The 24,518-nt window shown below is 48.7% G+C and carries 21 protein-coding genes; 19 read left to right on the top strand and 2 right to left on the bottom strand.

What is annotated here, in order from left to right:
• Positions 1-51: 51 nt before the first annotated feature.
• Complete coding sequence (locus ADS79_RS29685; RefSeq protein WP_049742049.1) at positions 52-909, bottom strand: SDR family NAD(P)-dependent oxidoreductase; 858 nt, start codon at positions 907-909, stop codon at positions 52-54.
• Positions 910-1,189: 280 nt separating this feature from the next.
• The gene (locus ADS79_RS29680; RefSeq protein ID WP_049742048.1) at positions 1,190-2,353 is read right to left on the bottom strand and encodes a suppressor of fused domain protein; all 1,164 of its coding nucleotides are present in this window, start codon (positions 2,351-2,353) and stop codon (positions 1,190-1,192) included.
• A 147-nt stretch (positions 2,354-2,500) separates the two neighbouring features.
• Here ADS79_RS29680 and ADS79_RS29675 point away from each other — a divergent pair, with 147 nt between their 5' ends.
• From ADS79_RS29675 to ADS79_RS29585, 19 genes are all read left to right on the top strand, one after another.
• Positions 2,501-3,679, top strand: coding sequence for a DUF4272 domain-containing protein (locus ADS79_RS29675; RefSeq protein ID WP_049742047.1), 1,179 nt, complete (start codon positions 2,501-2,503; stop codon positions 3,677-3,679).
• 441 nt (positions 3,680-4,120) lie between these two features.
• Positions 4,121-4,378, top strand: a complete 258-nt coding sequence (locus ADS79_RS29670) for a dihydrodipicolinate synthase family protein (protein WP_049742046.1) — start codon at positions 4,121-4,123, stop codon at positions 4,376-4,378.
• Positions 4,379-4,741: 363 nt separating this feature from the next.
• Positions 4,742-5,680 carry an ABC transporter permease gene (locus ADS79_RS29665; RefSeq protein WP_049742045.1) on the top strand — a complete coding sequence of 313 codons (939 nt, stop codon included), beginning with the start codon at positions 4,742-4,744 and terminating at the stop codon, positions 5,678-5,680.
• A 1-nt stretch (position 5,681) separates the two neighbouring features.
• Entirely contained in the window at positions 5,682-6,569 is an 888-nt protein-coding gene (locus ADS79_RS29660; RefSeq protein ID WP_049742044.1) for an ABC transporter permease, read from the top strand.
• 35 nt (positions 6,570-6,604) lie between these two features.
• Positions 6,605-7,594: an ABC transporter ATP-binding protein gene (locus tag ADS79_RS29655; protein ID WP_049742043.1), complete on the top strand. Its 990-nt coding sequence runs from the start codon at positions 6,605-6,607 to the stop codon at positions 7,592-7,594.
• Complete coding sequence (locus tag ADS79_RS29650; protein ID WP_049742042.1) at positions 7,591-8,547, top strand: ABC transporter ATP-binding protein; 957 nt, start codon at positions 7,591-7,593, stop codon at positions 8,545-8,547. Before ADS79_RS29655 ends, ADS79_RS29650 begins: the two co-directional genes overlap by 4 nt.
• A gap of 49 nt (positions 8,548-8,596) precedes the next feature.
• Positions 8,597-9,703 carry an aminopeptidase gene (locus ADS79_RS29645; RefSeq protein ID WP_049742041.1) on the top strand — a complete coding sequence of 369 codons (1,107 nt, stop codon included), beginning with the start codon at positions 8,597-8,599 and terminating at the stop codon, positions 9,701-9,703.
• Between the two features lie 69 nt (positions 9,704-9,772).
• Entirely contained in the window at positions 9,773-10,774 is a 1,002-nt protein-coding gene (locus ADS79_RS29640) for a dipeptidase (protein ID WP_049742040.1), read from the top strand.
• A gap of 20 nt (positions 10,775-10,794) precedes the next feature.
• The gene (locus ADS79_RS29635; RefSeq protein ID WP_049742039.1) at positions 10,795-12,123 is read left to right on the top strand and encodes a hypothetical protein; all 1,329 of its coding nucleotides are present in this window, start codon (positions 10,795-10,797) and stop codon (positions 12,121-12,123) included.
• Positions 12,124-12,340: 217 nt separating this feature from the next.
• Entirely contained in the window at positions 12,341-13,981 is a 1,641-nt protein-coding gene (locus tag ADS79_RS29630) for an ABC transporter substrate-binding protein (protein ID WP_049742038.1), read from the top strand.
• Between the two features lie 56 nt (positions 13,982-14,037).
• Positions 14,038-15,672, top strand: a complete 1,635-nt coding sequence (locus tag ADS79_RS29625) for an ABC transporter substrate-binding protein (RefSeq protein ID WP_049742037.1) — start codon at positions 14,038-14,040, stop codon at positions 15,670-15,672.
• 29 nt (positions 15,673-15,701) lie between these two features.
• Complete coding sequence (locus ADS79_RS29620; protein WP_049742036.1) at positions 15,702-17,156, top strand: serine hydrolase; 1,455 nt, start codon at positions 15,702-15,704, stop codon at positions 17,154-17,156.
• A 3-nt stretch (positions 17,157-17,159) separates the two neighbouring features.
• Positions 17,160-18,617: a serine hydrolase domain-containing protein gene (locus ADS79_RS29615; RefSeq protein WP_049742035.1), complete on the top strand. Its 1,458-nt coding sequence runs from the start codon at positions 17,160-17,162 to the stop codon at positions 18,615-18,617.
• Between the two features lie 6 nt (positions 18,618-18,623).
• Complete coding sequence (locus ADS79_RS29610) at positions 18,624-19,733, top strand: mandelate racemase/muconate lactonizing enzyme family protein (protein WP_049742034.1); 1,110 nt, start codon at positions 18,624-18,626, stop codon at positions 19,731-19,733.
• 41 nt (positions 19,734-19,774) lie between these two features.
• Positions 19,775-20,248, top strand: coding sequence for a GNAT family N-acetyltransferase (locus ADS79_RS29605; RefSeq protein ID WP_049742033.1), 474 nt, complete (start codon positions 19,775-19,777; stop codon positions 20,246-20,248).
• A gap of 18 nt (positions 20,249-20,266) precedes the next feature.
• Positions 20,267-21,367, top strand: a complete 1,101-nt coding sequence (locus tag ADS79_RS29600; RefSeq protein ID WP_049742032.1) for a C45 family autoproteolytic acyltransferase/hydrolase — start codon at positions 20,267-20,269, stop codon at positions 21,365-21,367.
• Between the two features lie 207 nt (positions 21,368-21,574).
• Entirely contained in the window at positions 21,575-22,435 is an 861-nt protein-coding gene (locus ADS79_RS29595) for a M15 family metallopeptidase (protein WP_049742031.1), read from the top strand.
• The gene (locus ADS79_RS29590; RefSeq protein WP_084766139.1) at positions 22,428-23,498 is read left to right on the top strand and encodes an acyltransferase family protein; all 1,071 of its coding nucleotides are present in this window, start codon (positions 22,428-22,430) and stop codon (positions 23,496-23,498) included. The genes ADS79_RS29595 and ADS79_RS29590 overlap by 8 nt, the downstream gene beginning before the upstream one ends.
• A 35-nt stretch (positions 23,499-23,533) precedes the next feature.
• Positions 23,534-24,232, top strand: a complete 699-nt coding sequence (locus ADS79_RS29585) for a response regulator transcription factor (protein ID WP_049742029.1) — start codon at positions 23,534-23,536, stop codon at positions 24,230-24,232.
• The last annotated feature ends 286 nt before the right edge of the window (positions 24,233-24,518 follow it).

The following is a 24,518-nucleotide window of genomic DNA, read 5'->3' as shown; positions in this document are numbered from 1 at the left end:
AAAGAAGCCCTACCTTTGGAGAGGGCTTCTTTCTCTATGCTTACTATGGTCCTAAATTGTAGAGGGAACGACGAACGTCGGATTTTGCTGATTCAGTATATCTTCCATTCGCTGTTTCACACTCTGCTTATAGGCTGGATCAGGCAAAATGTAAAAGCGATTGCTCTTGATCGCAATAAACGTCTGCTCCGCAATCTCATCTGGAGAGATGCCTTGTTCGACACCTGCACGGATGAACTGGTCAATCATGGTAGTCATCGGAGTAGGGGTTGCTATGTCACCAGGCTTGCTCAGCTCCACAGGACGATTGCGATCGGCATCGCAGATTTGCGTACGTACAAAGCCGGGGCACAGGACGGAAACACCGATGTTAGAGCGCATCAGCTTCAGCTCGTGGTAGAGTGTTTCCGTCAGACTGACGAGTGCATGCTTGCTTACCCGGTAAATGCTATTGCCTGGACCTGATTCAAGTCCCGCCAAAGAGGCTGTATTCACAATATGACACTCTGTCTCCTGCTGCAGCATGATTGGGACAAATATTCGTGTCGCGTGAATGGTTCCCCACAGGTTGACGTTCATGATCCATTGCCAATCGGCGGAGGTGCTGTTCCAAATGGTGGAGCCTCCGCCAACCCCGGCATTGTTAAACAGGAGGTGGACTGCACCGAACGTCTCCATTGTTTTTTGAGCCAAAGCCGAGATGTCGCTTTCTTTGCCAACATCCGTGACGACAGCAAGGACGGTTACACCAGCAGACTTCAATTCCTGCTCTGCTGCCTGGAGTGCCGCTTCTTCCACGTCTGCAAGCACGATCTTCATTCCTTCCTGCGCACAGCGCGTTGCGATTGCGCGACCGATCCCACTTGCAGCTCCCGTAATGACGGCTACCTTGTTTGAAAAGTTATTCATGACATCCTCCTTGGATAAATTAATAAACAAACGATTGTGATGTTTGTTTTTATATTAATAGACGTTTAATGTTTTTGTCTATTTATTTTTAGTTTTCTCGTATGCTTTTTGCGCCGACCAGAGCAGGTGTTTCCTAAAGCGGCACGATTGAGCTTGTAAATCCGGGGAAAGCGAGTTGCATACGTAGAAAAGGAGCATCTGGCGAGGTGTGATGGTTACACCAAGCCGAGATACTCCTTTTTTTGAAGCCTATATGAAAAAATACTTCGAGCAGACCTGTTTACCGACGAGCAGAAAACTTGCTTCCCCCATCGAAAATCCAATACTCAGGATCCTCCGCAGCCTTTTGAACCAAGTTCACGGAGCTGTGGGTCTGTGCAAAATGCAATTCATCCTCTGTGATCGGAATCATCCATAACAGATTGACAGGATCACCGCCGATTACAGGAAACGAAATATCAGGAGCTCCTTCTGGTTTTGCGAGCAGCATCGAAGTAAACCGCTCGTCTACCTCACTGATTTCTCGGCACGGAATCGTGTGCCCTTTTGCAAGGAAGGTCAGGTACGACCAGGGCAGAGAGGTTTGTCCACTGATGTAAGCCAAAAGGTGCTGTTCGTTTTTGGCGAGCCACTCGGTTTCGCAAGCAAAAGCGAATTCAAATCTGCGCAACAGCTCTGGTGTCCCTGTATACTGCTCGACCTTTGGCTGAGGCAAAAGGGACACGCCTAGTGTGACAACATAAGTGACGTTGCCCTTCTCAATGGTCACCATGGCTTTAGGCGGAAAGTGACCTCCGTCGATGGAGTAATACTTTTTCACAGGACCAAGGCTTGTGGTGATGGCAGAGAGAAATTGATCCTGTATAGCTGGCCATGGATCTTCGTCCCAGCTCGCCCAAAATTTTTGTGCCGACTCGATGCGGGCAAACAACTCGTTTGTGTCTGGTGTTCCTAGCGGAAAGCAGATAAGTTGTTGGGGCCCCCGCAAAGTATTCGGAATATGCTTCAGAGCATACTCGTCACTTTGTGGGGTATTGGAGGATTCCCCGATGCAATCTTTGGCATAAGGAGGATAACTGGAGCCATCTGGCGCAGAGCCCGCCCACCCGGGAATGACGGAGAGCACCTCACCTTGATAAAGCAGAGCAGCCGCGTCACCTTCCTCAAACCAGACGATGGATAGCTGATCCGGGTCCAGTCTGGGAGCGCCGTCCGGATGAGCACAGCAGTCACGTGGCAGCATCGGAGCTTGACCATCCTCCATCGCTTCAACATCTATGCTCTCAGGAGCCTTCCCGTAGTTTCTCACCCAACCGGCCCGGATGCTGGCGAACTCCTCTCCGGGATCATTCCACAAGTAAAAGTAGACACAATGTTCATCCTCTTCTACAAAGGCTTGAATCTGACAAATGGGTGAAAATTCCTCCAATAGAACGTTTTTCATCGAATCACCTTCAATCATTGAAATCGTTTATCCGATACTTATGTAGGGAGATTTCGTCTTGCGTAGAACAGGGATAGAATACCATAGTTGACTTTTGGTTACAAAATTCGGTCTAGTAAAAAATTGGCTGGGAAACGAGGGAGAAGGATGAAGCACTGCACGTTATACGTCTCCATACAGCAGCACCAAAAAGTAATCGATGCGATCAGCGAGGCTTTTCGTGACAAATCGGTTGAGGTGTCTGCAGATGGGCGGACCGTAACGGTAATAGATAAAAAATGGTTTAGTAAAAGTACTGTCACGTTTACTTTCATGCGCGAGGAGAACGATTCGGAAGCATTTCTGCAAATGAAGCAAGGGATGTACGGCTTCTTCGCACAAATCGAGACGAGACACGAAAAAGTAAAACAAAAGCTGCTACTGCAAATAACAGCGCTCAATGTGGCAGTAGGAATCGCAGCAAGCAAAGAGATCGACGAGGAATTGTTTCGTAGAATTATTACGGTTGCTGGGGAAGTACTCGGCATCGTTTTTCTACCCTCAGGAGATATGCTGGACAAGCAGGGCAGCTTGATCCTGAATACCTCAGGTGAATCGGAGCTCGATGATTTTATGTTAAACGTGAGTGTGGATTTGATCGACAGACACGTTCGGACTTCGGAGTCGGGAGAAGGGCGCAAAGCGCGAAGCATCAATCAATTGCAGGAGCAGGGAATACCTGCCATTGCACATCTGCCGGTCATCGTCGGGGACGAGGAGGCGGTCATCAGGACCAAAGAGGAGATTGTTCAGCGTGCAATCGCTTTATGCTTGATTGCCGTATACGCTGGCGGAATCGCCGAAAACGGAAACGTTCAGGAAGAGCGGGAGTTTATCGAGGAAATTATTGAGCAGTACGGGGCCGCCAGTTTCTTTACGGAAAAAGAAAAAATGCTGTTGGCTGATCCCGCCCCCAACCAGACAGATGCGGTCCAGATGGTATGGATGTACGAGTGCTACTGGGTGCTGTTGTGGGCGCTTGGGTATAAGGAAGAGCTCGAGTTTCCTGGACAAATTTGCGATGTGGGAATGGCGGTTGACGCTCTTCGCAGTGCTGGCGACTACGATACCTTCTATCAGCATGCAGTGGTTCGCAGCAAGGCAGAGATTTTGGATCAGGCCGATTTGATCTACCGCTACGACTGGGCTTGCGTCAATGCGAGAATAAACGGCAGGACTGTAGAGGGCGGGCTGAACGATGAGGTCGTATTGGAACGTCACAGAGCGCTGAACTGGCTCGTCAACTACATGGAAGACAAGTGGGACGATGTGCGGACAGATACGTAAGGACGCTGGATAATTGATGAAAAAGAAGCTGATGTCGTGAAAAGCGACGTCGGCTTTTCTTTTTGCAAAAAGCGTGTTCAGAGTCCATTTCTAATTTTTAGAAGCCAATGCTTCTGAGCTTGAATGGAGAGGGGGAAGCGGCACGTGAGACTTGAGTTCTAAGAAATAGAATGTTCTAAAAATTACGATCAAATTTTTTCCAGCCAGTATTTATCCGTTTGTAATTCTTGTCGGTAAACGAGCGGAGAAAGCAGTGTTTTTCCGCAAACAATGCGAGCCATACACGATGTAGGTTGCGTTTGGAGTGCTGGTTAGCTGCCATGGCATGGATGTTGCTTTATAGACTGGAGCGAGTGCACATTCCATTCCCGGTATTCCAGACAAAAAAGCAGGAGTGGGCTTGGATAGTGGACAAAAAAGCAGCATGTAGGAGGAGAACAGATGAGTGTAAATTGGGGGCGTCTCTTTACGGCTATGATCACACCGTACGATCAGGCTGGTGAGGTAGACGAACAGAAGGCAGCAGAATTGGCAGAGCATTTGTTGCAGCATGGCTCGGATGGATTGGTACTTTGGGGAACGACAGGAGAATCGCCGACATTGTCTGCCGTAGAAAAAGACCGGTTGTTTGTCGCTGTCAAGGAGCGGATTGGGACAAAAGGAACATTGATCGCCGGTACAGGTACGAATGGATTTTGACATAGCGAGTCCTCCTGTTGTTATTCTATTATTATAACATTTCTGCCTATTCAAAAAATATTTTTGTGGTGGATGATAACCGGGAATAAAACGATGAATATAGGGGGAGTTCGCGCGGAACTGGCTTCCACCCATGGAAAAAAGATGAAAAATACGTGTTGAATTTTCTTTAAATTTCAAATAGACTATTTTTAAACAAATAACGACACGATAACGACATGTGTCGTTAGAAGTAGTACCGAACAGGGAGGGGCGAAAGGTGTCAAACGACAGAATGGATCGCAGGGAAGTCAGAAGCAAATATTTTCGTGACAGAGACAAGGGGAGTTATCAATTTGTTGCTTACAGTCGGGTGAGGGCCTCATGAAGCAATATATTTTAAAAAGGCTGCTGTCGGGTGTCATTGTGCTCTTTGGACTCTCCGTTTTTACGTTTATGCTCATTCATTTCATCCCTGGCGATCCTGTGCGGATTATGCTTGGACAGCGGGCTACAGTGGAACAAATCGAGGTGCTACGAGAAGAACTCGGACTTAACAAGCCTCTCGTTCTCCAGTATGTAAACTACGCTTCCGGTGTGATCAAGGGAGATTTGGGCACCTCGCTCAAAACAGGCAGACCCGTGAGCACAGAAATTGCCGAGCGTTTTCCGGCGACGGCAAAAATGGCTGTGGCAAGCCTGGGAGTAGCGGTGGTTGTCGGAATTGGGCTGGGAGTGCTCGCGGCGCGGTTTAAAGATACGTTTCTAGATAGCCTTATCATGACGTTTTCAACCTTTGGCATGGCATTGCCGGGTTTTTGGCTGGGGCTGCTGGTGATTCTCGTGTTTTCCGTGCATCTGGGCTGGTTTCCAATTGCGGGAGGCACTGGGTTTATGGATATCGTCCTGCCTGCGGTTACGCTCGGTACGTTGACGGCGACGGCACTCAGTCGATTGACTCGTGCGGGCATGGTCGAGGTCTTGTCTAATGACTACATCCGAACCGCTCGGGCAAAAGGAATGGGAGAGCGAATCGTACTGCTGCGCCACGCGTTTCGCAATGTGATGATCCCGATTGTGGCGGTCATCGGGCTGGAATTTGCGGGACTATTGGGTGGTGCCGTCATTGTCGAGCAGGTATTCAACTGGCCCGGGATTGGAACCTTGGCGATTCAAGCTATCAGCTCGCGGGATTTTCCCATGATCCAGGGAACGACCTTGTTCATCGGTGCGATTTACGTCCTCGTCGTGATTTTGATTGACGTACTGTACGCCATTCTTGATCCGCGCATCGACTACACGGCAAAAAGGGAGGGAGCGTAGCGTGAGCGAGCTGAACAAAACGATTCCTGTGCGCTCGATATGGCGGAAGGAAAGATCGCTTCCCCGCTTTGAGCTGCTGGACAAGATCATGCAAAAAAGAAAAGCAAAATACAGCTTCTTCATGATGCTGGGGATTATACTCATCGGGATCATTGGTCCGTGGATTGCTCCGCATGATCCAACCAAAACGTATTACGAGGCATTCATGCAAGGACCCTCGGCGGAGTTTTGGCTCGGGACGGATGCGATCGGCCGTGATATTTTATCTCGCCTGTTGTATGGAACCAGAGTGACGTTGACGGTAGCGGTCATGGCATCTGCGATGACGTTTGTCGCCGGAACGCTCATCGGTGTAACCAGTGCGTACCTGGGAGGAATTTTTGACAACGTAATGATGAGGATCATGGATGTTTTGCTTGCACTGCCAGGGATTGTTCTGGCCTTGGCGATTGTGGCGGCACTCGGACCCAGTCAGGAAAATGCGATGATCGCGATTGGCATAGCGTCAATACCTGGATTTTCTATCCTGGTTCGCGGGGCAGCTTTAACGGTCAAAGGCTCAGGATATGTGGAGGCGAGCCGATCAATCGGAAGCTCCAACTGGTGGATCATCATTAACCAACTCATTCCGAATATTTCAAATATACTAATCGTTTATACGACAATGTTCATTGGAGGTGCAATTTTAGGGACGTCTGCGCTCGGGTTTATTGGACTTGGTGCCCAGCCTCCGACTCCAGAATGGGGAACGATGCTGAGTGAGGGCAAGGATTACTTGCGGGAAGCATGGTGGCTGGCGACGTTTCCAGGATTGGCGATTACGATTGTCGTTTTTACTGTATACATGCTAGGCGATGCCCTGCGCGATATTTTTGATCCGAAATCGTAACAGCGTGGTTCATTCATTTGCAAGGAGGAGACAACATGACAAACGTGCTGGAAGTGTCCGGTTTGACAACCACGTTTGCAAAAAATGAAAAGGCTTTCAAGGTAGTGGACGACCTTTCTCTGTACGTGGCAAAGGGGGAAGCCTTGGGCATCGTAGGCGAGTCCGGGTGCGGAAAAAGCGTCGCCTCTCTCTCGATGATGCGCTTGCTTGGAAAGAACGGAAAAATCGAAGGAAGCATTCAGCTAAACGGCAAGGAAATCTTGGCGTACAGCGAAAAAGAGATGCAGAAGCTCAGAGGAAAAGAAATGGCGATGATTTTTCAGGAGCCAATGACCTCTCTCAATCCAGTTTTGACCGTCGGCAAGCAAATGAGCGAGGGACTGGAAAAGCATGAAGGCATGAAGCGGGTCCAGGCAAAGGATACCGTAATTGAGCTGCTTACGCAGGTAGGGATCTCGCGGGCAAGTGAAATCTACCACGAGTACCCGCATCGTTTGTCAGGGGGGATGAGGCAGCGTGTCATGATCGCCATGGCGATTGCCTGCAGTCCAAAGCTGCTCATAGCAGATGAACCGACGACGGCTCTCGATGTAACAATTCAGGCGCAAATTCTCGATTTGATTCAAAAAGTCCGCAGGGAGATGGGCATGTCGCTAATCATGATTACGCATGATTTGGGAGTGGTTGCCGAGACCTGTGACCGGGTCATGGTGATGTATGCCGGGCAAGTGATTGAAACGGCAGACGTACGCTCCCTGCTGCGTAATCCGAAGCATCCGTACACTATCGGATTGATCCAGTCGAGCCCGCATAAAGCCAAAGGGCAGAAGCGCCTGAACAGCATCGCTGGCAGTGTGCCATCCCCAGACGAATATCCCAAAGGCTGTCGGTTTGCCCCGCGCTGTGACAAAGTAATGCCAGTCTGTCTTGAACACAACCCTCAGCTGATAGAGGTGGACCAGAAGTCCCAATGCCGGTGCTGGCTGTATCAGGAAAATAGCGAGAGATCGGCGGTGAATGTATGACGACACCACTGTTGGAAGTGAAAAATTTGCAAAAGCGTTTTCTCCTGGGGAAAGGGTGGTTTCAACAGCCGTCTTACGTCCATGCAGTGAACGGCGTGAATCTGGTCGTAAACAAAGGAGAAACGCTGGGAATAGTCGGAGAGTCCGGCTGCGGCAAATCGACGCTGGGCAGATGCATTCTACGCTTGGTGGAGCCGACAGATGGTGAAATCAGGTTTGAAGGCAGTGACATCCGCACCTTTAGCAAAGCGGGCATGCATGAGGCACGGCGGAACATGCAGATGGTCTTTCAAAACCCTTTTGACACGCTCAATCCCAAGCTGACCATCCAGCACATTTTAACCGAGCCGCTAATTGCCCATCACATACCAAGGCAGCAAAGACAAGCACTGATTGAAGAAACGATTGAAATTGTCGGCTTGAGCAAAAGGCATCTCACGCGATATGCCCATGAATTTTCAGGGGGGCAAAGACAGCGGATCGGAATTGCCCGGGCCTTGATGCTCAGACCCAAGCTGATTATTGCCGACGAGCCTGTGTCTGCGCTGGATGTGTCGATTCAATCCCAGATTCTTAATTTATTGCAGGATTTGCAGGAGCAATTTTCGCTGACTTATCTATTTATTTCCCATGATTTAAGCGTCGTTGAACACATTGCTGACAGAGTGGCTGTGATGTACCTGGGGGAAGTCATTGAGCTGGCGAAAAAGGAAGATCTGTTTCAGAGGCCGCTGCACCCGTACGCACAATCGCTTCTCTCTGCCGTACCTGTCTCTGATCCGGATGAAAAGAGGGAGCGAATTATTTTGACGGGAGATTTGCCCTCGCCATCCAATCCTCCGACAGGCTGCAAGTTCCATCCGCGCTGCTGGGCTTGCATGGACGTCTGCAAAAAGGAAGCGCCTGTCTTACAGGAAGTAGAGGGCAGAATGGTTGCCTGCCACCTCTATTAGCGGCGGGTAGCGAGAAATAAAAAACAGTAGATGGAGGTGGCATGGATCGATGTTGGACTCACGTCTTACCAAACTGGCAGATGTGCTGGTGAACCATTCAACTCACGTACAGCCTGGGGATCATGTCCTGATTGAAGCGATTGAAATAGACCCGCCATTGATTAAGGAGCTGGTGAAAGCTGTCCATCAGGCAGGCGGACACCCTCATGTAAATCTACGGGATTACTCCGTACATCGCCAGCTTTTGCTTGAGGGGACGACCGAGCAGTTTCAGAGCTGGGCAGAGATGGAACGGTTACGGATGGAGAAAATGCAAGCCTTTATCCTCGTAGAGGGCGGTCACAATATCAGCGAGCTGTCTGATGTGCCTGATGAACAGATGAAGCTGTTCACTTCCTTTTCCAATACGGTTCGTCAGGTTCGTCTCCAGAAAAAATGGGTGTATCTCCGCTATCCCAATCCCGCTGTGGCACAGCTCGCGAACAAGAGTACAGAGGCTTTTGAACAATTCTTCTTTGATGTTTGTACGATGGATTATGTGAAAATGGCCAAAGCCATGCTGCCGCTCAAGGAGCTGATGGAAAGGACAGACCGTGTGAAAATTGTTGGACCTGGTACGGAGCTGACCTTTTCGATCAAAGGAATCCCAGCAGTTTTGTGTGCGGGCGAAAACAACATTCCCGATGGAGAAGTGTTCACGTGTCCGGTTCGTGAGTCAGTAAACGGTGTCATTACGTTTAACACGCCATCTCCTTATCAGGGCTTTACGTTTGAGAATGTTCGTCTGGAGTTTGCCGATGGGAAGATCGTGAATGCGACAGCCAATGATTCGCAGAGAATTACAGGCATCTTGGACACGGATGAAGGGGCACGGTATATTGGCGAGTTTGCGATTGGCGTAAATCCTTTCATTCGAGAACCGATGAAGGACATTTTGTTTGACGAAAAAATTGATGGCAGCTTTCATTTCACACCAGGACAATGCTATGACGATGCTTCGAACGGGAACAATTCCAACATTCACTGGGATATGGTCATGATCCAACGACCGGAGTACGGGGGTGGAGAACTCTGGTTCGATGATCGGCTGGTTCGCAAAGATGGGCGTTTCGTGCTGCCAGAGCTGGAACCACTCAATCCTGAGAATTTGCGGTAGAACTACGGAAGTGAAAGCGGGTTTTATAAATAGAGAAACCAATCATGGAAAAGGAGAGGGACACGGCGTATGACAAATATCATTGACGCTCATTTTGATTTGCTGATGGATGTGGCTATCCAGCGGGAATACGGGAGAAAAAACGTCATTGTATCGGAGTATTTGCCTGGCTTTTTGGCAGGCGGGGTGCAAACCATTGTCGCAGCTGTGTATATCGACAGCAAATTTTTGCCGGAGATGGGGCTGCGCAAGGCGCTCCAGCAAATCAGCGCACTGCACGCTGAGGCAGAAGAGGCACCGGACAAAATCATGGTATGTAAAAGCGTGGACGATATCGAAACCGCCAGGAAGGCAGGGAAAGTCGGCTTTGTCCTCTCTCTGGAAGGGGCCGATCCGCTGTACAACGATCTGAGTATGCTCCGTATTTTTTATGAGCTGGGCGTGCGTTTTATGGGACTCGTTTGGAGCAGGCGCAACTTCGTGGGAGACGGCAGCCACTTTTCTCCGGTGCGTGAAGGGAAAAAGGGAGGCATTACCGAGTTTGGCGTGCAGCTGGTCGAAGCGGCGGAAGCGATGGGGATGATCATCGATGTCAGCCATCTAAATGATGAAGGCTTCTGGGATGTTATGGAGATTGCTAAAAAACCGATCATCGCTTCCCATTCCAACTGCCGTTCACTAGCCAGCTCGATGCGCAATCTGACGGATGAGCAGATCAAGGCAATTGCCTCTATCAATGGTGTGATCGGGATCAATGGCGTCAATATTTTTGTTGCTGATCGTGACGACGAATCTGATCTGGAGCATCTGCTGAACCATGTGGACCACATCGCTGCTCTCGTTGGGGTAGAGCACATCGGAATCGGTCTGGATATTATCGAGCCATTCATGAAGTATGAATCGCCAGTTGCCATAACAGAGGCAGCACGCAAAGATTTTGATGTCGTAAAGGGACACATCCAGGTTCCCGAGATTGTCAGTGCTCTTGCCAAGAGAGGGTATACAGATGAAGCCACCCAGCTGATTATGGGTAAAAATTTCATTCGGGTATATAAGGAAGTCTGGAAATAAGCAGGAAAAGGGAATGAACGATGATCATAAGAATAGCGGCAATCTCTTCGGAAGAATTCGTACCAAGGATTAGAAAGAATATCCATGCAGACGCAAATATTCATCTGACAGCGTACACCTACCAAAATCCAAAAGAGAGTGCGGCTTTGCTTGACCTCATTGATGATTGTGACGTACTGCTGTTTGCTGGACCATTGCCGTACTTTTTTGCCAAAGAAAAAACGGAACAAAAAAAGTGGCCAGCGGTGTACATTCCATCTGATGAGTACACGATTTCACTTTCGCTGTTTCATACGATGCTGCATGTCCAGGGGGGATTGGACCGGATTTCCATTGATATGCCAAAGGCTGCGTATATCGAGAAGGTAGCAGAAGAATTGGACATTCCGTCTACACCATGGTTCGTAACCGACTACAGCGAGATTGTCGAAGAAGGTGGAACAAGTTTTGATGTCGAGCAAGTCATCCGTTTTCACAGGGAGCATTGGGAAACAGGGGAGAGTAAATTTGCCCTGACCGGTGTTGATTATGTGTATGCGCGCCTGCGTGAGCTGAATATCCCCTGTGCTCCGCTCATCGTTCCTGATAAAAATATTCGGGATGCCATCCAGCAAGCGGTGGCGTACGGTCAACTGAAGATTAGCAAAAATTCACAGATAGCGGTGGGCATCGCTGCGATCAATCAGGTGGAGGCTGGCTATCAGGCAGAAAGTCAAATGCAGGACGCCACGATCATCCTGCTCCAAGAGCTGCTGGAGCTGGTCAAAGAGACCGATGCCTCTATCCAAAAGCTCGGGATGGATCAATTTATTATTTACGGGACGAGAGGCAGTATTGAGCAGATGATGGAATACGGCAAGATCGCCCATGTATTGGAAAATGTCAGTCGGCTGTGCAAGGTCACGGTATCGATGGGCTTCGGGTTCGGTCTTACAGCGAAAGAAGCGGAAGCAAACGCGCGAATCGCGATCTATCATGCGCGAAAAACGCAAGAAAGCAATGCTTACCTCGTAACCGATGAAAAAGAAGTCATCGGTCCAGTGAACACCGAGGCGAAAATCTTTCAATTAAAAAGCGAAAACAAGGCCGTCCTGGAGATTGCCGAAAAGTCAGGCTCGAGTGTCGCTACGATTAACAAGTTGATCCAGTATGTAAAGCTGAGGCGGGACAATCGGTTTACAGCGACTGACTTGGCCGAATACCTTCAGATCAGCAGACGAAGCTCAGAGCGAACCGTAAAAAAACTGATCGACCATCAGGTGATTGAAGTGGTCGGCGAGGAGCAGCCGTATCAACAAGGTCGTCCTCGCGCTGTGTATCGCTTCAACCATCATTTACTCTCTCGTTAATGAAAGTGAGCATGAAAACGTCCCGGCTGTTCCCAGTGGGGAGCAGTCTCGGACCAGCTCCATGTCATTTTACTTGTAGTCATCTACGAATCGACTCTTTCTCCATTACCTGTTAACTTGCCAAAAAGCAGAAATGAAATTAGCGACTATATGACGACTTATTGTCGTTTATACAAATGCTTTACCCACTATCACAATGCCAAAAAGGAGGCACGCAATGTTACGAAAACAGCTGGATCGCCGCATCAAATACGTTCTGTTCGCTTGCTTACTCGCCTTTTCTGCAGCGGGGTGTACATCTACTCCTCCATCCGCCAAGAACGTGGAGCAACAGCCAAAAGCGACTGCCAATCTGACACCAAAAACGGGGGGAACCATCACACTTGGACTTCCAGCGGAGCCAGATACGTTAGACCCGCAGAAAACAACGATGTCAGCGGGTAACTTCGTAGGTGGCTTACTGGGAGGAGCATTGATGATCCTCGACCCGTACACCTTTGAGCTGAAGCCTCATCTAGCTGAATCGTACACGGTCTCTGCGGATGGGAAGACTGTGACTTTCAAGCTTCGTCAGGGAGTGAAGTTTCATGATGGAACACCGTTGACTGCATCTGTCTTCAAGCAGAGTATAGAGCGAGCAATCGATCCAAAGACGGCATCACCAGTTGCGGGACAAGATCTGGCCGCAATCGAATCCGTTGGCGCACCTGATGACGCTACACTGGTTCTTCGATTAAAGGAGCCGTCAGCATCTCTGCTTAGTGCCTTGTCTTATGGAGGGTATCAACAGCCGATTTTGATGGATGCGTTGAAGAAATACGGCAGTGATTTTGGACGAAATCCGGTAGGTGTCGGACCGTGGAAGCTCGAGAGCTGGAAGACCGGGGAATCCATTACACTGAGCCGAAACGATGATTATAAATGGAGCGCACCGTTTTTGGAAAATCAGGGACCTGTACGCCCGGATAAGCTCGTTATCAAGTTCATCAAAGACAATCAGACCTTGATGGCTGCTCTGGACAGTGGAACCATCGACATCGCGGGTGTATCTGCCAAAGACGTGAAAAAGTACAAGGATGACAAGGAATTCACCGTTTTGGAGGGGATGCAGCCGGTGGAGAGCTTTATCGGCATGAATTTGGAAAATGAGATTTTGCGAGATGTCCATGTACGCAAAGCGATCAATCTGGCGATTAACAAGGAAGCACTGATCATCGCTGATTTACAGGGGGAAGGAGTACCTGTCTACGGACCGATCCCGCCTACCATGTTTGGCTACGACAAAGCAGTAGCGGAGTATGGCTACAAATACAACAAGGAAGAAGCGATTCGCTTGTTGGAGGAGTCTGGTTGGAAGCTGGGTGGGCAAGGAATCAGAGAAAAGGATGGCAAAGTGCTCAGCCTCACCATGATCATCGAAGATCCGAAGCCAGGAGATCAGCTTGTGCAAAGCATGCTGAAGGAAATTGGCATCGATCTGAAAATTCAAAGCTACGAAATGGCCACCGCTCATGCGCAGGCTGTAAAAGGTGAATTCGATTTGATGGCAACCTCTCACGGAGACATAGACCCGAATATTTTGGGGCTATTGTTACACTCCAACCAAATCGGCGGCTTGAACTTTTTCCGTGTGAACAATAAAGAACTAGACGCTCTGCTGGAAAAAGGCTCTATCACAACAGACAGTCAGGAAAGGCAAAAAATATACGCGGCTATCCAGAAGCTCGTCGTGGAGGAAGCTTACTGGGTTCCCCTGTATTCGGCGAAAACATTCCAGGTCATCAACAATCGGATCCAAGGAGTCAAGGCGAACCCGCTTGCGATACTTACCATTCAGGATATGTGGGTGAACGAATGACGTTTGTGAAGCATGAAGTCAAAGGATTTCACTGCCATTTATAGGGGGGAGTCATTGTGAAAAGAAAAAAATTTCGAGCGCGCATCTGGTATGTTGCACTCGTTTGCTTGCTTGTACTAGCGGTGATCGGCTGCAGCCAGTCAGCAAGTCCTGTGGCTCAAGGAGGCACCCAGCCGGAGAGCGGGGGAGAACCAAAGCTGGGTGGTACGATCACGATCGGGCTATCGGCAGAGCCGGATACTCTTGATATACACAAAACGAATATGTCGGCGAGCGAGGTCGTGACGAGGCTGATTGGGGGAGCGCTCTTGTCCATGGACCCTGAAACGAAAGAGGTCAAACCGTATTTGGCGGAGTCGTACAGCATTTCCGATGACCAAAAGACCTGGACATTTAAAATCCGCTCGGGAATCACCTTTCACGATGGCACATCACTGACAGCTGCTTCCTTTAAAGCGACCTACGAACGGGCGATGGCACCGGAAACGGCTTCTCCAGGAGCCGGTCCCTTGCTCGGCGTGATTGAATCGATCTCTGCCCCGGACGAGAAGACACTCATTCTTCAATTGAAGGAGCCTTCTGCTCCACTCTTGTCGTACCTGATTCAGCCGAATGTGACGCAGCCTTTGTCCATGGCTGCAATCGAGCAGTACGGCAAGGAATATGGGCGAAATCCAGTGGGGGTCGGCCCGTGGAAATTCGAAAGCTGGAAGACGGGGGAATCGATCACGCTGGTCCGTAATGAAGCGTACAAATGGGCGGAGCCTTTTGCCAAAGTGCAAGGACCACCTATGCCCGACAAGCTCGTCATCAAATTCATCAAGGATGCGCAAACAACGATTGCTGCCTTGGAAAGCGGATCGATCGACATCGCTTCGATATCGGCAAAAGAAGCGAAGGAATACAGGAGTAACGGCAAATTCGAGGTTTTGGAAGCAACGAAGCTGGGTGTGAATTTCATTCAGATGAATCTGGAAAATGAGATTTTGCAAGATCTTCGTGTACGTCAGGCGCTAAACATGGCACTCAACAAAAAAGCAATCATTCAGGCAGACCAGCAAGGAGAAGGAGAGAGTGCTTTCGGTCCACTGCCGCGGAAGATGTTCGGCTACGATCCTGCTGTTGAAACATACGGCTACCCATTCAATGTCGAGGAAGCCAAAAAGCTCCTGGAGGACGCTGGCTGGAAGACAGGAGCTGGGGGCATACGCGAAAAGGACGGGAAGCCGCTCAGCCTGCAGCTGTTAACTGCTATGAATTCACAAGGAATTCCTTTGATTCAAAGCATGCTGAAGGATATCGGGGTGGAGATCAAGGTGCAAAACGCCGAGCTGGGCAGTGTGCTGGATTTGTCAGCAAAGGGACAGTTTGATCTGAATGTACTGGGCTACACCGATCTGGACCCTGATATTTTGTATTTGTTCATGCACTCCAGTCAAATCGGCGGCCTGAATCACTCCCACATCCAGAATCCGCAGCTGGACGCTTTATTGGAGAAAAGCCGTACGGTAGTCGATCCAGTTCAGAGACAGCAAATTTTTATGGAGATCCAAAAAATTGCGGTAGAGCAAGCCTACTGGATTCCGTATTCCGAAGAGAAAACCTTCCTGGCCGTGAATAAGCGTGTACACGGAGTCAAGCTCGATGCGATGTATGGCATCATGCTGGGAGAGAGCTGGATGAATCAGTAAGGGATCAGCTGATGGATGGGGGATGGAGAATGGAAAACAAGCGATGGCAAAAGCAGTTTGCAGAGGCAGCGCAACCGCATATTGACAAGTGTGGCGTACCGGGCGTGTATGTGGGCTTGAATAAGGACGGTCAAAGCATCTATCGTCACGGATTTGGCTATCGGGATAAAGAGAAGCAATGGGAAATCACGCCTGATACGGTTATGGGCGTAGCATCGATCACCAAGTCGTTTACGTGTGCTGCGATTATGCAGCTGCAAGAAGCAGGGAAGCTACGGGTCCACGATCCCGTGCTCACCTATTTGCCGGAGTTTCGTACGCCTGATCAAGCCTGCACCGAGAAAATGACGCTTCATCACTTTATGACCCATACGTCGGGATTGCCGCTATTGCCGACCGATTATCTGGCAATCAAAGGCTTGCCTGATGGGAATATCGAAGACGGGGACCACCCGATTCACAAGCAAATCAAAAAAGAGGATCAGAAATGGGTGCATACGTACGAGGATTTTATGGAGGTCATCAAGAGGACTGACTTCCAGCTAGTAGGTCAGCCTGGAGCCCGATTCAACTACTCCAATGACGCTTATTCGCTGCTTGGCGCCATCATTGAGCGAGTCAGCGGGAAGACCTACGAGACGTACGTCAAAGAGCATATTCTTCAACCGGCGGGGATGCAAAATAGCTCGTTCGACTTGCAGGATTTGCAGCATTACCAAGAAGTAACGACAATTTATCGACTTAAAAACGAGGCTGGAGGCATGGAGGTATACCCTGATCCTAAGTGGGAGGAAGGCCCGGTCGTGCTCGCCTCCGGTCATTTGAATTCTACCGTCAATGACATGCTGCGTTATGCAGAGTTATACCGTACTGGCGGGCTGGTTGGCAAGGAACGCATTCTTTCCAAAGAGAGCGTGGCGCAGATGACGCATCCACATGTCCAAATGGGATATGGCCAGTATTATGGCTATGGATTAATCATTACACCGAATTACTACGGAGCTACAAAACTGGAACATAGCGGAGGGCTTAAAGGGGTGGCATCCCAACTGGTGATGATCCCCGAGCGAGGAATAACGGGTATCGCAATGGCGAATTTGGCAGAGACGCCTATTATCGAGCTGCTGAACTACGCCGTTCATTCGCTGGAGAACCGTCCGGCAGCTTCTCCCTCCGTGCCATTTCCTGCGGAGTGTAGTGTCAATGAAGCGCAGCTGCGGCAGTACACAGGGACGTATCGAGCAGGGGCCAACCACGATAGGCAAGTGATGATGGAGCAAGGAGCTCTAATGCTTGCTCTGGGCGGTAATATGGTTCCGTTACGCCCGATCGGAGATGATTATTTCGTGATGAAGCTTGATGAAGAGGAGCAAGCGATCCGGTTTCAAAGAGACGAGAGCGGTAACGTATCTGGCTTCTCTGCAGGTGTTCTCTACTTGGTGAAGCTCACAGATGAAAGCGTAAACGATGGGAAAGAGGTGTGAAGGATGAACAGACAAGGGTGGGAAAGCACGTTTGAAGAACTCGCGGAGAAGGTGATAAAGGAGAGCCGTGCACCTGGAATCGTCATCGGGGTGAATCAAGACGGTAAGAGTCTGTATCGAAAAGGGTTCGGGTATCGGGATGCAGAGCAAAAGCTGGAGATTACACCTGATACCGTTATGGGGCTGGCATCCGTCACAAAGTCCTTTACGTGCATGGCGATCATGCAGCTACAGGAAGCAGGCAAGCTGTCCATACATGATCCTGTCCTCGCTTATTTACCTGGGTTTCGAACCCCGGACCGTCAAAAGACAGAGCAAATGACGATTCATCATTTTATGACGCATTCAGCAGGACTTCCGCCGCTTCCTGTTGATTTGCTCGCTATCAAAAATTCCTTGCTCGATACACTTCCAGCAGAAGCAAATCCGATTCACCGATTTTTGAAGCGTGAAGATCAGAAGCCGATTCATACGTATCAGGAGTTTATCGAGGTGCTTTCGCGTGTGGACTATGAATTGCTGGGTTCGCCCGGACAGCATTTCAGCTACTCCAATGACGGCTATTCCCTGCTCGGAGCGATTATTGCCGAAGTCAGCGGAAAACCGTATGACGTCTACGTGAAAGAGCACATTCTTGAGCCGGCAAATATGCCGAGCAGCACCTTTCTTTTGAGTGATCTGCCCCACTTTCCAGATGTAACCACGATTTATCACATCAGGGACAATCAAGGGGTATCCGAGGTGTATCCTGATCCACATTGGGAGGATGGGCCAGCCGTAGCTGCATCCGGGCATTTGAATTCGACAGTGCGTGACATGCTGAACTACGCTGAAATTTTCCGCACAGGGGGAATGGTAGGTAAGGAACGGATTCTCTCCGAAGAAAGCGTCAAGCAGATGACAAGACCTCATATTCAGTGCAACTACAAAAAGTATTACGGGTATGGTCTGATGGTGGAGCCGAACTACTATGGGGCAACGCTCTTGAAGCATGGGGGGGCAATCAAAGGAGTTGCGGCTCATTTGACTATTGTTCCAGAAAGAGGGATTACCGCAGTGGCACTCGCCAATTTAGTCGGTACTCCGGTAGAAAAGCTGTCTTTCGCAGCCTTGAATCTGCTTGCGGGACGAGAAGCAGACGTGCCTCTGGTCACCTATGAAGAATATCGGGCAGCGACAAACCGATTTACGGAGTACGTCGGCAGATTTGTTTCTGGCGAAGGCATGGATATCAGCATAACGATAGAGGACAGTGTACTGACACTTGTCAACAATACGGCTATTTTCACAAGCGACCAAGGAGCGAAGTATCCACTCGTACAGATCGCCGAAGACTACTTTTTGGCCCGCATGGATGGAAGCGAGCTGACGATCGGCTTTACGAGCGGTGAAGACGGGAAAGTAAAAGCCGTTGCATTCGGATATCGCCAAATTCCCAAGGTTTCCTATACGGAGGTTTAGTCGAACATGAAAATAAAGTCTGTCCAGATCCATGCAATCAGATTGCCACTTTTGCGCCCGTTTATTGTTGCGTACGCTTCGTACTATGAGATGCCTTCGATTATTGTAAAAATAGAGACAGATAACGGGCTGATTGGCTATGGAGAATCCGTTCCCGATCAGCATGTCACTGGGGAGACTTGGGAGAGTACGTATGCTTTGCTCATCCATAATCTGATTCCAGCCATCATTGGCGAACATCCGTTTGCGATTGAGCGTATTCACGACTTGATGAATCAGTGCGTATACCAAGCACCGGCAGCAAAAGCGGCTATTGATATCGCGTGCTACGATTTAATGGGAAAGGTCGCAGGGCAGCCTGTCTATCATTTACTAGGTGGAAAATATCATCCGACTCTGTCCCTGCCATATGTGCTCAGTATTCTTGCGCCTGAGATTATGGCAGAGGAAGCAAAACAGGCTGTGGCTTCGGGATTTGACTCTATCAAAATAAAAGTAGGCGCCGACCTTGTGACAGATATCCAGCGCATTCGTGCTGTTCGGGATGCGGTCGGTCCTGCTATCAAGCTGCGGGTAGATGCCAATCAGGGCTGGGTCAATCGTACCAATTCCTTGCTGGCTCTCAGCCAAATCGAGGATTGTCAAATCGATTGGATGGAGCAGCCAGTCGTGGCAGATGATTTGGAAGCCTTGGCGGATATCCGCAGGCAAACGACGATCCCCATCATGGTAGACGAGGGACTGCTTGGCCCACGCGAGATGCGTGAGGTCATCACGAAAAAGGCAGCTGATAAAGTGAATATTAAACTGATGAAGTGCGGGGGAATCTACCCTGCAAGCAAGCTGGTTCATCAGGCTGAAATGGCCGGGATGGAGTGCCAAATCGGCTCCATGCCGGAATCATCGATTGGCAGTGCAGCAGGAGCGCACTTGTCGATCGCGAAGAAAAACATTATATCGAATGAACTGGCAGGTCCCTTTATTTTTGCAAAAGATGTGGGGAATCTGACGTGTCGGGGAAATCAAATTATCCTGAGTGACAAACCGGGCCTGGGTATCGAGGTTGATGAAGCGGTACTCGCCGAACTAACAGTCATGTCGGAGAAAATTCACTAACGTGGAGCTACAGGCAAACGAGAACGAGGAGATGAACAGCCATGAACAAGACAAAGGCGACAACACTTACAGTCGTGGAGACGCTAACGGAAGAACAGCTGATTATGCTGAAGGAGCTGGAGCAGGAAGCCTTTGGCGCAAATGGAGGAATCGATGAATGGGTACTCGTACCGCTTGCGCGACATGGCTGCATTGTCCTTTACCATGAAGAGGGAGACGCTAAGCCCGTTGGCGTTTGCGAGCTGATGAGAGATTTTCGTCATCCCGATAAAGCCTATGTGTACGGGTATTATATTCGAGCGGATAAAAAAGGCTTGGGGTACGGCTTTGCTTTTTTGAACCGATTGCTGGAGCAATTGCAGAATGATGGGTTTAGAAAGGTTTGTTTGACAGTAGGTCCCGACAATGTAGGAGCGGTTGCGCTGTATCAAAAAGCGGGCTTTGAAATTGCGGAGACACGATTTGCGGAATATGGCAGCGGGTATGACCGTTATTATATGGAAAAGACCTTGTAAAAGGAGGAGCCTCTGAGGATGAAAGCATTTCCTGTCTTTCGGATCAGTGGTACAGCGCACGAGAGGGGTAGGCAGTTCGGGCAGCTTGCCAAGGAGCAAATCCTGACGAATCTGCGAGCCTATGAACGAGCCTTTCGTGAGGGAGCAGCGATCTCGTGGGAAGAGGCAACGGCGTATGCTGCCCAATTTATCCCCTGGATTGAGCAGTATGATCAGGAAATCATGGAAGAAATCAAAGGCATTAGTGAAGGGGCAGGTATTGACCTACTGGACATCGTTGCTTTGAATGCCCGTAGCGAAATCATTACGAATCTGGGCAGCTCCACATCAAAAGCAGACGGGTGCACATGCATTGCGGCTGTCCCGCCTGCCACAGAAAAGCAGGAGACGCTCATCGGACAAAACTGGGATTGGATCAATCTTGTTGAAAAAGGGCTGGTCGTGGTCGAAATTGAGCAGTCGCCGCGCCCAACCATTCTGATGGTTACGGAAGCAGGCATTGTTGGGAAAATTGGAATGAATGCCAATGGACTGGCGGTATGCCTGAATTTCCTCAGAACGTCAGAGAAAACGATTGGCGTGCCAATCCACATCGTTTTGCGAGGAATATTGAATAGCAGCACGCTGTCCCAGGCCATCCGCCAAATTACAAGACTGCAAAGAGGAACGGCCGCAAATTATTTGCTTGCCCATCTGGAGGGAGAGGCAGTAGGGGTGGAGGCAGCACCAGTAAATTACGACGTCTTCTATCCACTGGAAGGACATATCGCTCATACGAATCATTTTATCAGTCCACGGATACAGATAGATGATTCCGTTCGGATGGGAGCCTCGGATACGTATTTGAGGATGGGACGAGCGACGAAATTACTGACTACACAAAGAGGCAGCATTGACGCGGAATACATGAAGGAAATCTTTCGCAATCACACCAGCTATCCAGATGCCATATGCAGGCATGGGGAAGCCGTTGCGACTGAAGCGGAGGAGCTGCTAGATTGCACCCTGTTTTCCATCATCATGAATTTGACTGCAGGTACATTGGAATTGACGAAGGGCCAGCCTTGCCAAAACACCTATGAGACGTATCGCTTTTCTGCAAAGAACGCGGTTATCTAAGTAGTCTCTGAGAATGACAAAATAGATGTATAGTAAGCTCGATGGTCGTTGCGCGTACGTTGCGTAACGACTTTTTGGCATGAGCTATCTTTTTCACGACGCGCCGACATAACTCATTTCCTTTAGAAAAGTTTTATTTTTGTCCTCCTTTTTATTTAAATAGTTTTCTCTATCCTGAGCGTATGAAGGGATAGGAGGAAGCTGTACATGAAAAAGAGGTCTTATCTGCTTGTCATTCTTTTGCTCTGCGGTTATATCGTTGTTCAAGAGTTCTTGCAGGGTGGGCTTGATCCATCAAAGAAAAATGTGTCCAATAAGGACTACCAAACCATAAAAATTGCAAAAGAGCAGGTCTATCAGGGTGATCTATTACTGGTAAACAAAGAACACCCCGTTCAGCAGGAAGCTATCAAATCCGATGTGATCCAGCTCTCCAAGAATAAGGACTTGATACAGGGATATCGGTTGCAGGATGATTCGATTCAGCTGTCTGAGAGCTTGGTGCGGGTATTTATGGAGATGGTTCAGGCTGCTAAAAAAGATAACGTGAGCAACTTTATCATCAATAGTGGATTTCGAAGTATGGAAGAACAGGAGCAGCTTCATAATGAAATGGCTCCAGGAGTTGCTATGCCGGCGGGCTTCAGCGAACACAATCTGGGGCTGGCCCTCGATATTGGGTCTACCAAAATGAAAATGGAGCGTGCGCCCGAAGGAAAATGGCTGGAGGACCATTCCTGGAAATACGGATTTATTTTGCGCTACCCAGAGGACAAGACAGAAATTACGGGCACCATGTCTGAACCTTGGCATTACCGTTACCTGGGCCTGCCACATAGTGCGATTATCAAGATGAACAACTTTTCACTGGAAGAATATTTGGCTTACTTGAGAGAGCAAAAACAGATTACGGTTCCTGTCTCTGGCGAAACCTATGAAATCAGCTATTTCCCGATGATGGGAGAGACAACGATTGAAGTGCCAACCCATGCAAATTATCAGATTTCAGGCGACAATATGGGGGGAGTTATTGTGACCGTGCTTCATCAGGGAAATGGCGATGAGTAAAGGAATTGAAAAGAACTACGGCGGTCTTGACGGCTTCAGAATGATTGCCGCAATCCTTGTGATCGCGAACCATACGTCGCCACTACTGTCCTATGATGTGTTTGCTGATATGACCCTCACACGAATCATCTCCAGGGTGACTGTTCCATTTTTCTTTATGTGTACGGGATATTTCTTCTTCCAAAAGATCGGCACAGATAAACGCAAGAATGTTGATAGTCTGATGAAGTTTTTACAGAAACTTGCAAAGCTATACGCGTTTTCAATCCTTTTATACATTCCGATCAATGTGTACGCCGGATATTTTACAAACCAATTTTCAGCTTCGGCACTGGTGAAAGACATCTTGTTTAACGGGACACTGTATCATCTGTGGTATTTCCCTGGTGTCATGCTGGGAGTTTGTATTTGTTATTTTCTCTATACGAGGTTTTCTACGAAAGGAGCTTTCTTGATCTCGCTGCTTCTGTACGGGGGAGGGTTATTGGGGGACAGCTATTATGCTTTTGTACAGATGAATCCGTATCTGGACAGCATCTATCAAGCGATGTTTTCCTTGTTCGATTTCACGAGGAACGGTATATTTTTTGCCCCTGTGTTTGTTATGTTGGGAGGCCTCATTGCGGCACGAGGCAAACCTGATCAGGGAAAGTGTATGCCATACGTTGTTGGATTTATCTTGTTCTTTGGCTTGATGGTCACAGAAGGCTTGCTTGTACATGAATTTCATCTTTTCCGGCATGACAGCATGTATCTGTTGTTGATTCCGTGCATGTATTTTCTGTTTCGCCTCTTGCTTAGCTTTAGAAGCAGAAGCAAGAAGTATCTGAGAAATTTAGGGATGTATGTCTATGTTCTACATCCGATGTGCATTGTCATCATCAGGCTTGTGGGAAAAGCAACAGGGCTGACACCGTTGATCGTTGAAAATAGCCTGATTCATTTTTTGCTGGTAACGGTGCTCTCATTTGTTGTCTCTGTAATCGCGATGAGAGCTGTAAAAAAGATAAAAAATAGAAAAGCAGCTCGTCTGCATACACAGGGTGAGTTGCTCAAAAGGTGAAAATAGTTGACTGATAACATGCATGGGAGGAAACGATGAAGTGCACAACGATATTGATAGCGGATGACGAGGCGGAGATTGCTGAGTTGATTGCCTTACATGTAAAAAAAGAGGGCTACAACTATATCCTTGCATCTGATGGAAAGGCCGCGCTCCAGGCTGTGCAGACGCATTCGATTGATTTAGCGATTCTGGATATTATGATGCCCGAAATGAATGGGTATGACGTAACCCGGTTGATTCGTGAACAGCATAACATGCCGATTATCTTTTTGAGTGCCAAAACCTCTGATCTGGATAAAATCTCTGGACTTGTTATAGGGGCAGATGATTATGTGACGAAGCCATTCAATCCGATGGAAATGATGGCTCGTGTTAATGCACAGCTGCGACGATACAAGCATTTGAATCAGCCGAATGAAGCTGACAAAAAAGCAATTGAAGCGGGAGCGCTGGTCATTTTTCCCGATCAACGCACAGTTAGCCTTTACGGGGAAACGATCGAGCTTACACCAAAGGAGTTTGATATTTTATACCTGTTGGCCAGCTATCCCAAAAAGGTATTTAGTGCCAAAAACATTTTCCAAAGAGTGTGGGGCGAAGCGTATTATGATGGCTGCAATAATACCGTCATGGTGCATATTCGAACCTTGCGAAAAAAGCTCGGCGAAGAAAAGGCGAAGAACAAGCTGATCAAAACCGTTTGGGGAGTGGGATATTCTTTCCATGGCTAAATAATTCGGAGCTTTCGGTATCTATCAAGCTCTCATCTCAAAAAGATGAGGGTTTTTTGTAATGGAGAAAATCCATCATAGACGGACCTTGCTTATGAAAGCATGTGAAAGCGAGACTTCCTTTCTATTATTCAGGTATTATTTAACTATACTGTTCTACCAACATGTATTATAGTAGGCTAGTTGGTTCTCAAACCCGCCCTCCCGTTCTTATGGCGATCGCCATGCATGGTTGTTGTTCCCCCCGGTACAACCATATCCGTCTAGAAAAGAAGTAAACCGTTTT

Source organism: Brevibacillus reuszeri (genome assembly GCF_001187725.1).
In the GTDB taxonomy this organism is placed as follows: Bacteria; Bacillota; Bacilli; order Brevibacillales; family Brevibacillaceae; genus Brevibacillus; species Brevibacillus reuszeri.
This window is presented reverse-complemented; position numbering and strand designations above follow the sequence as displayed.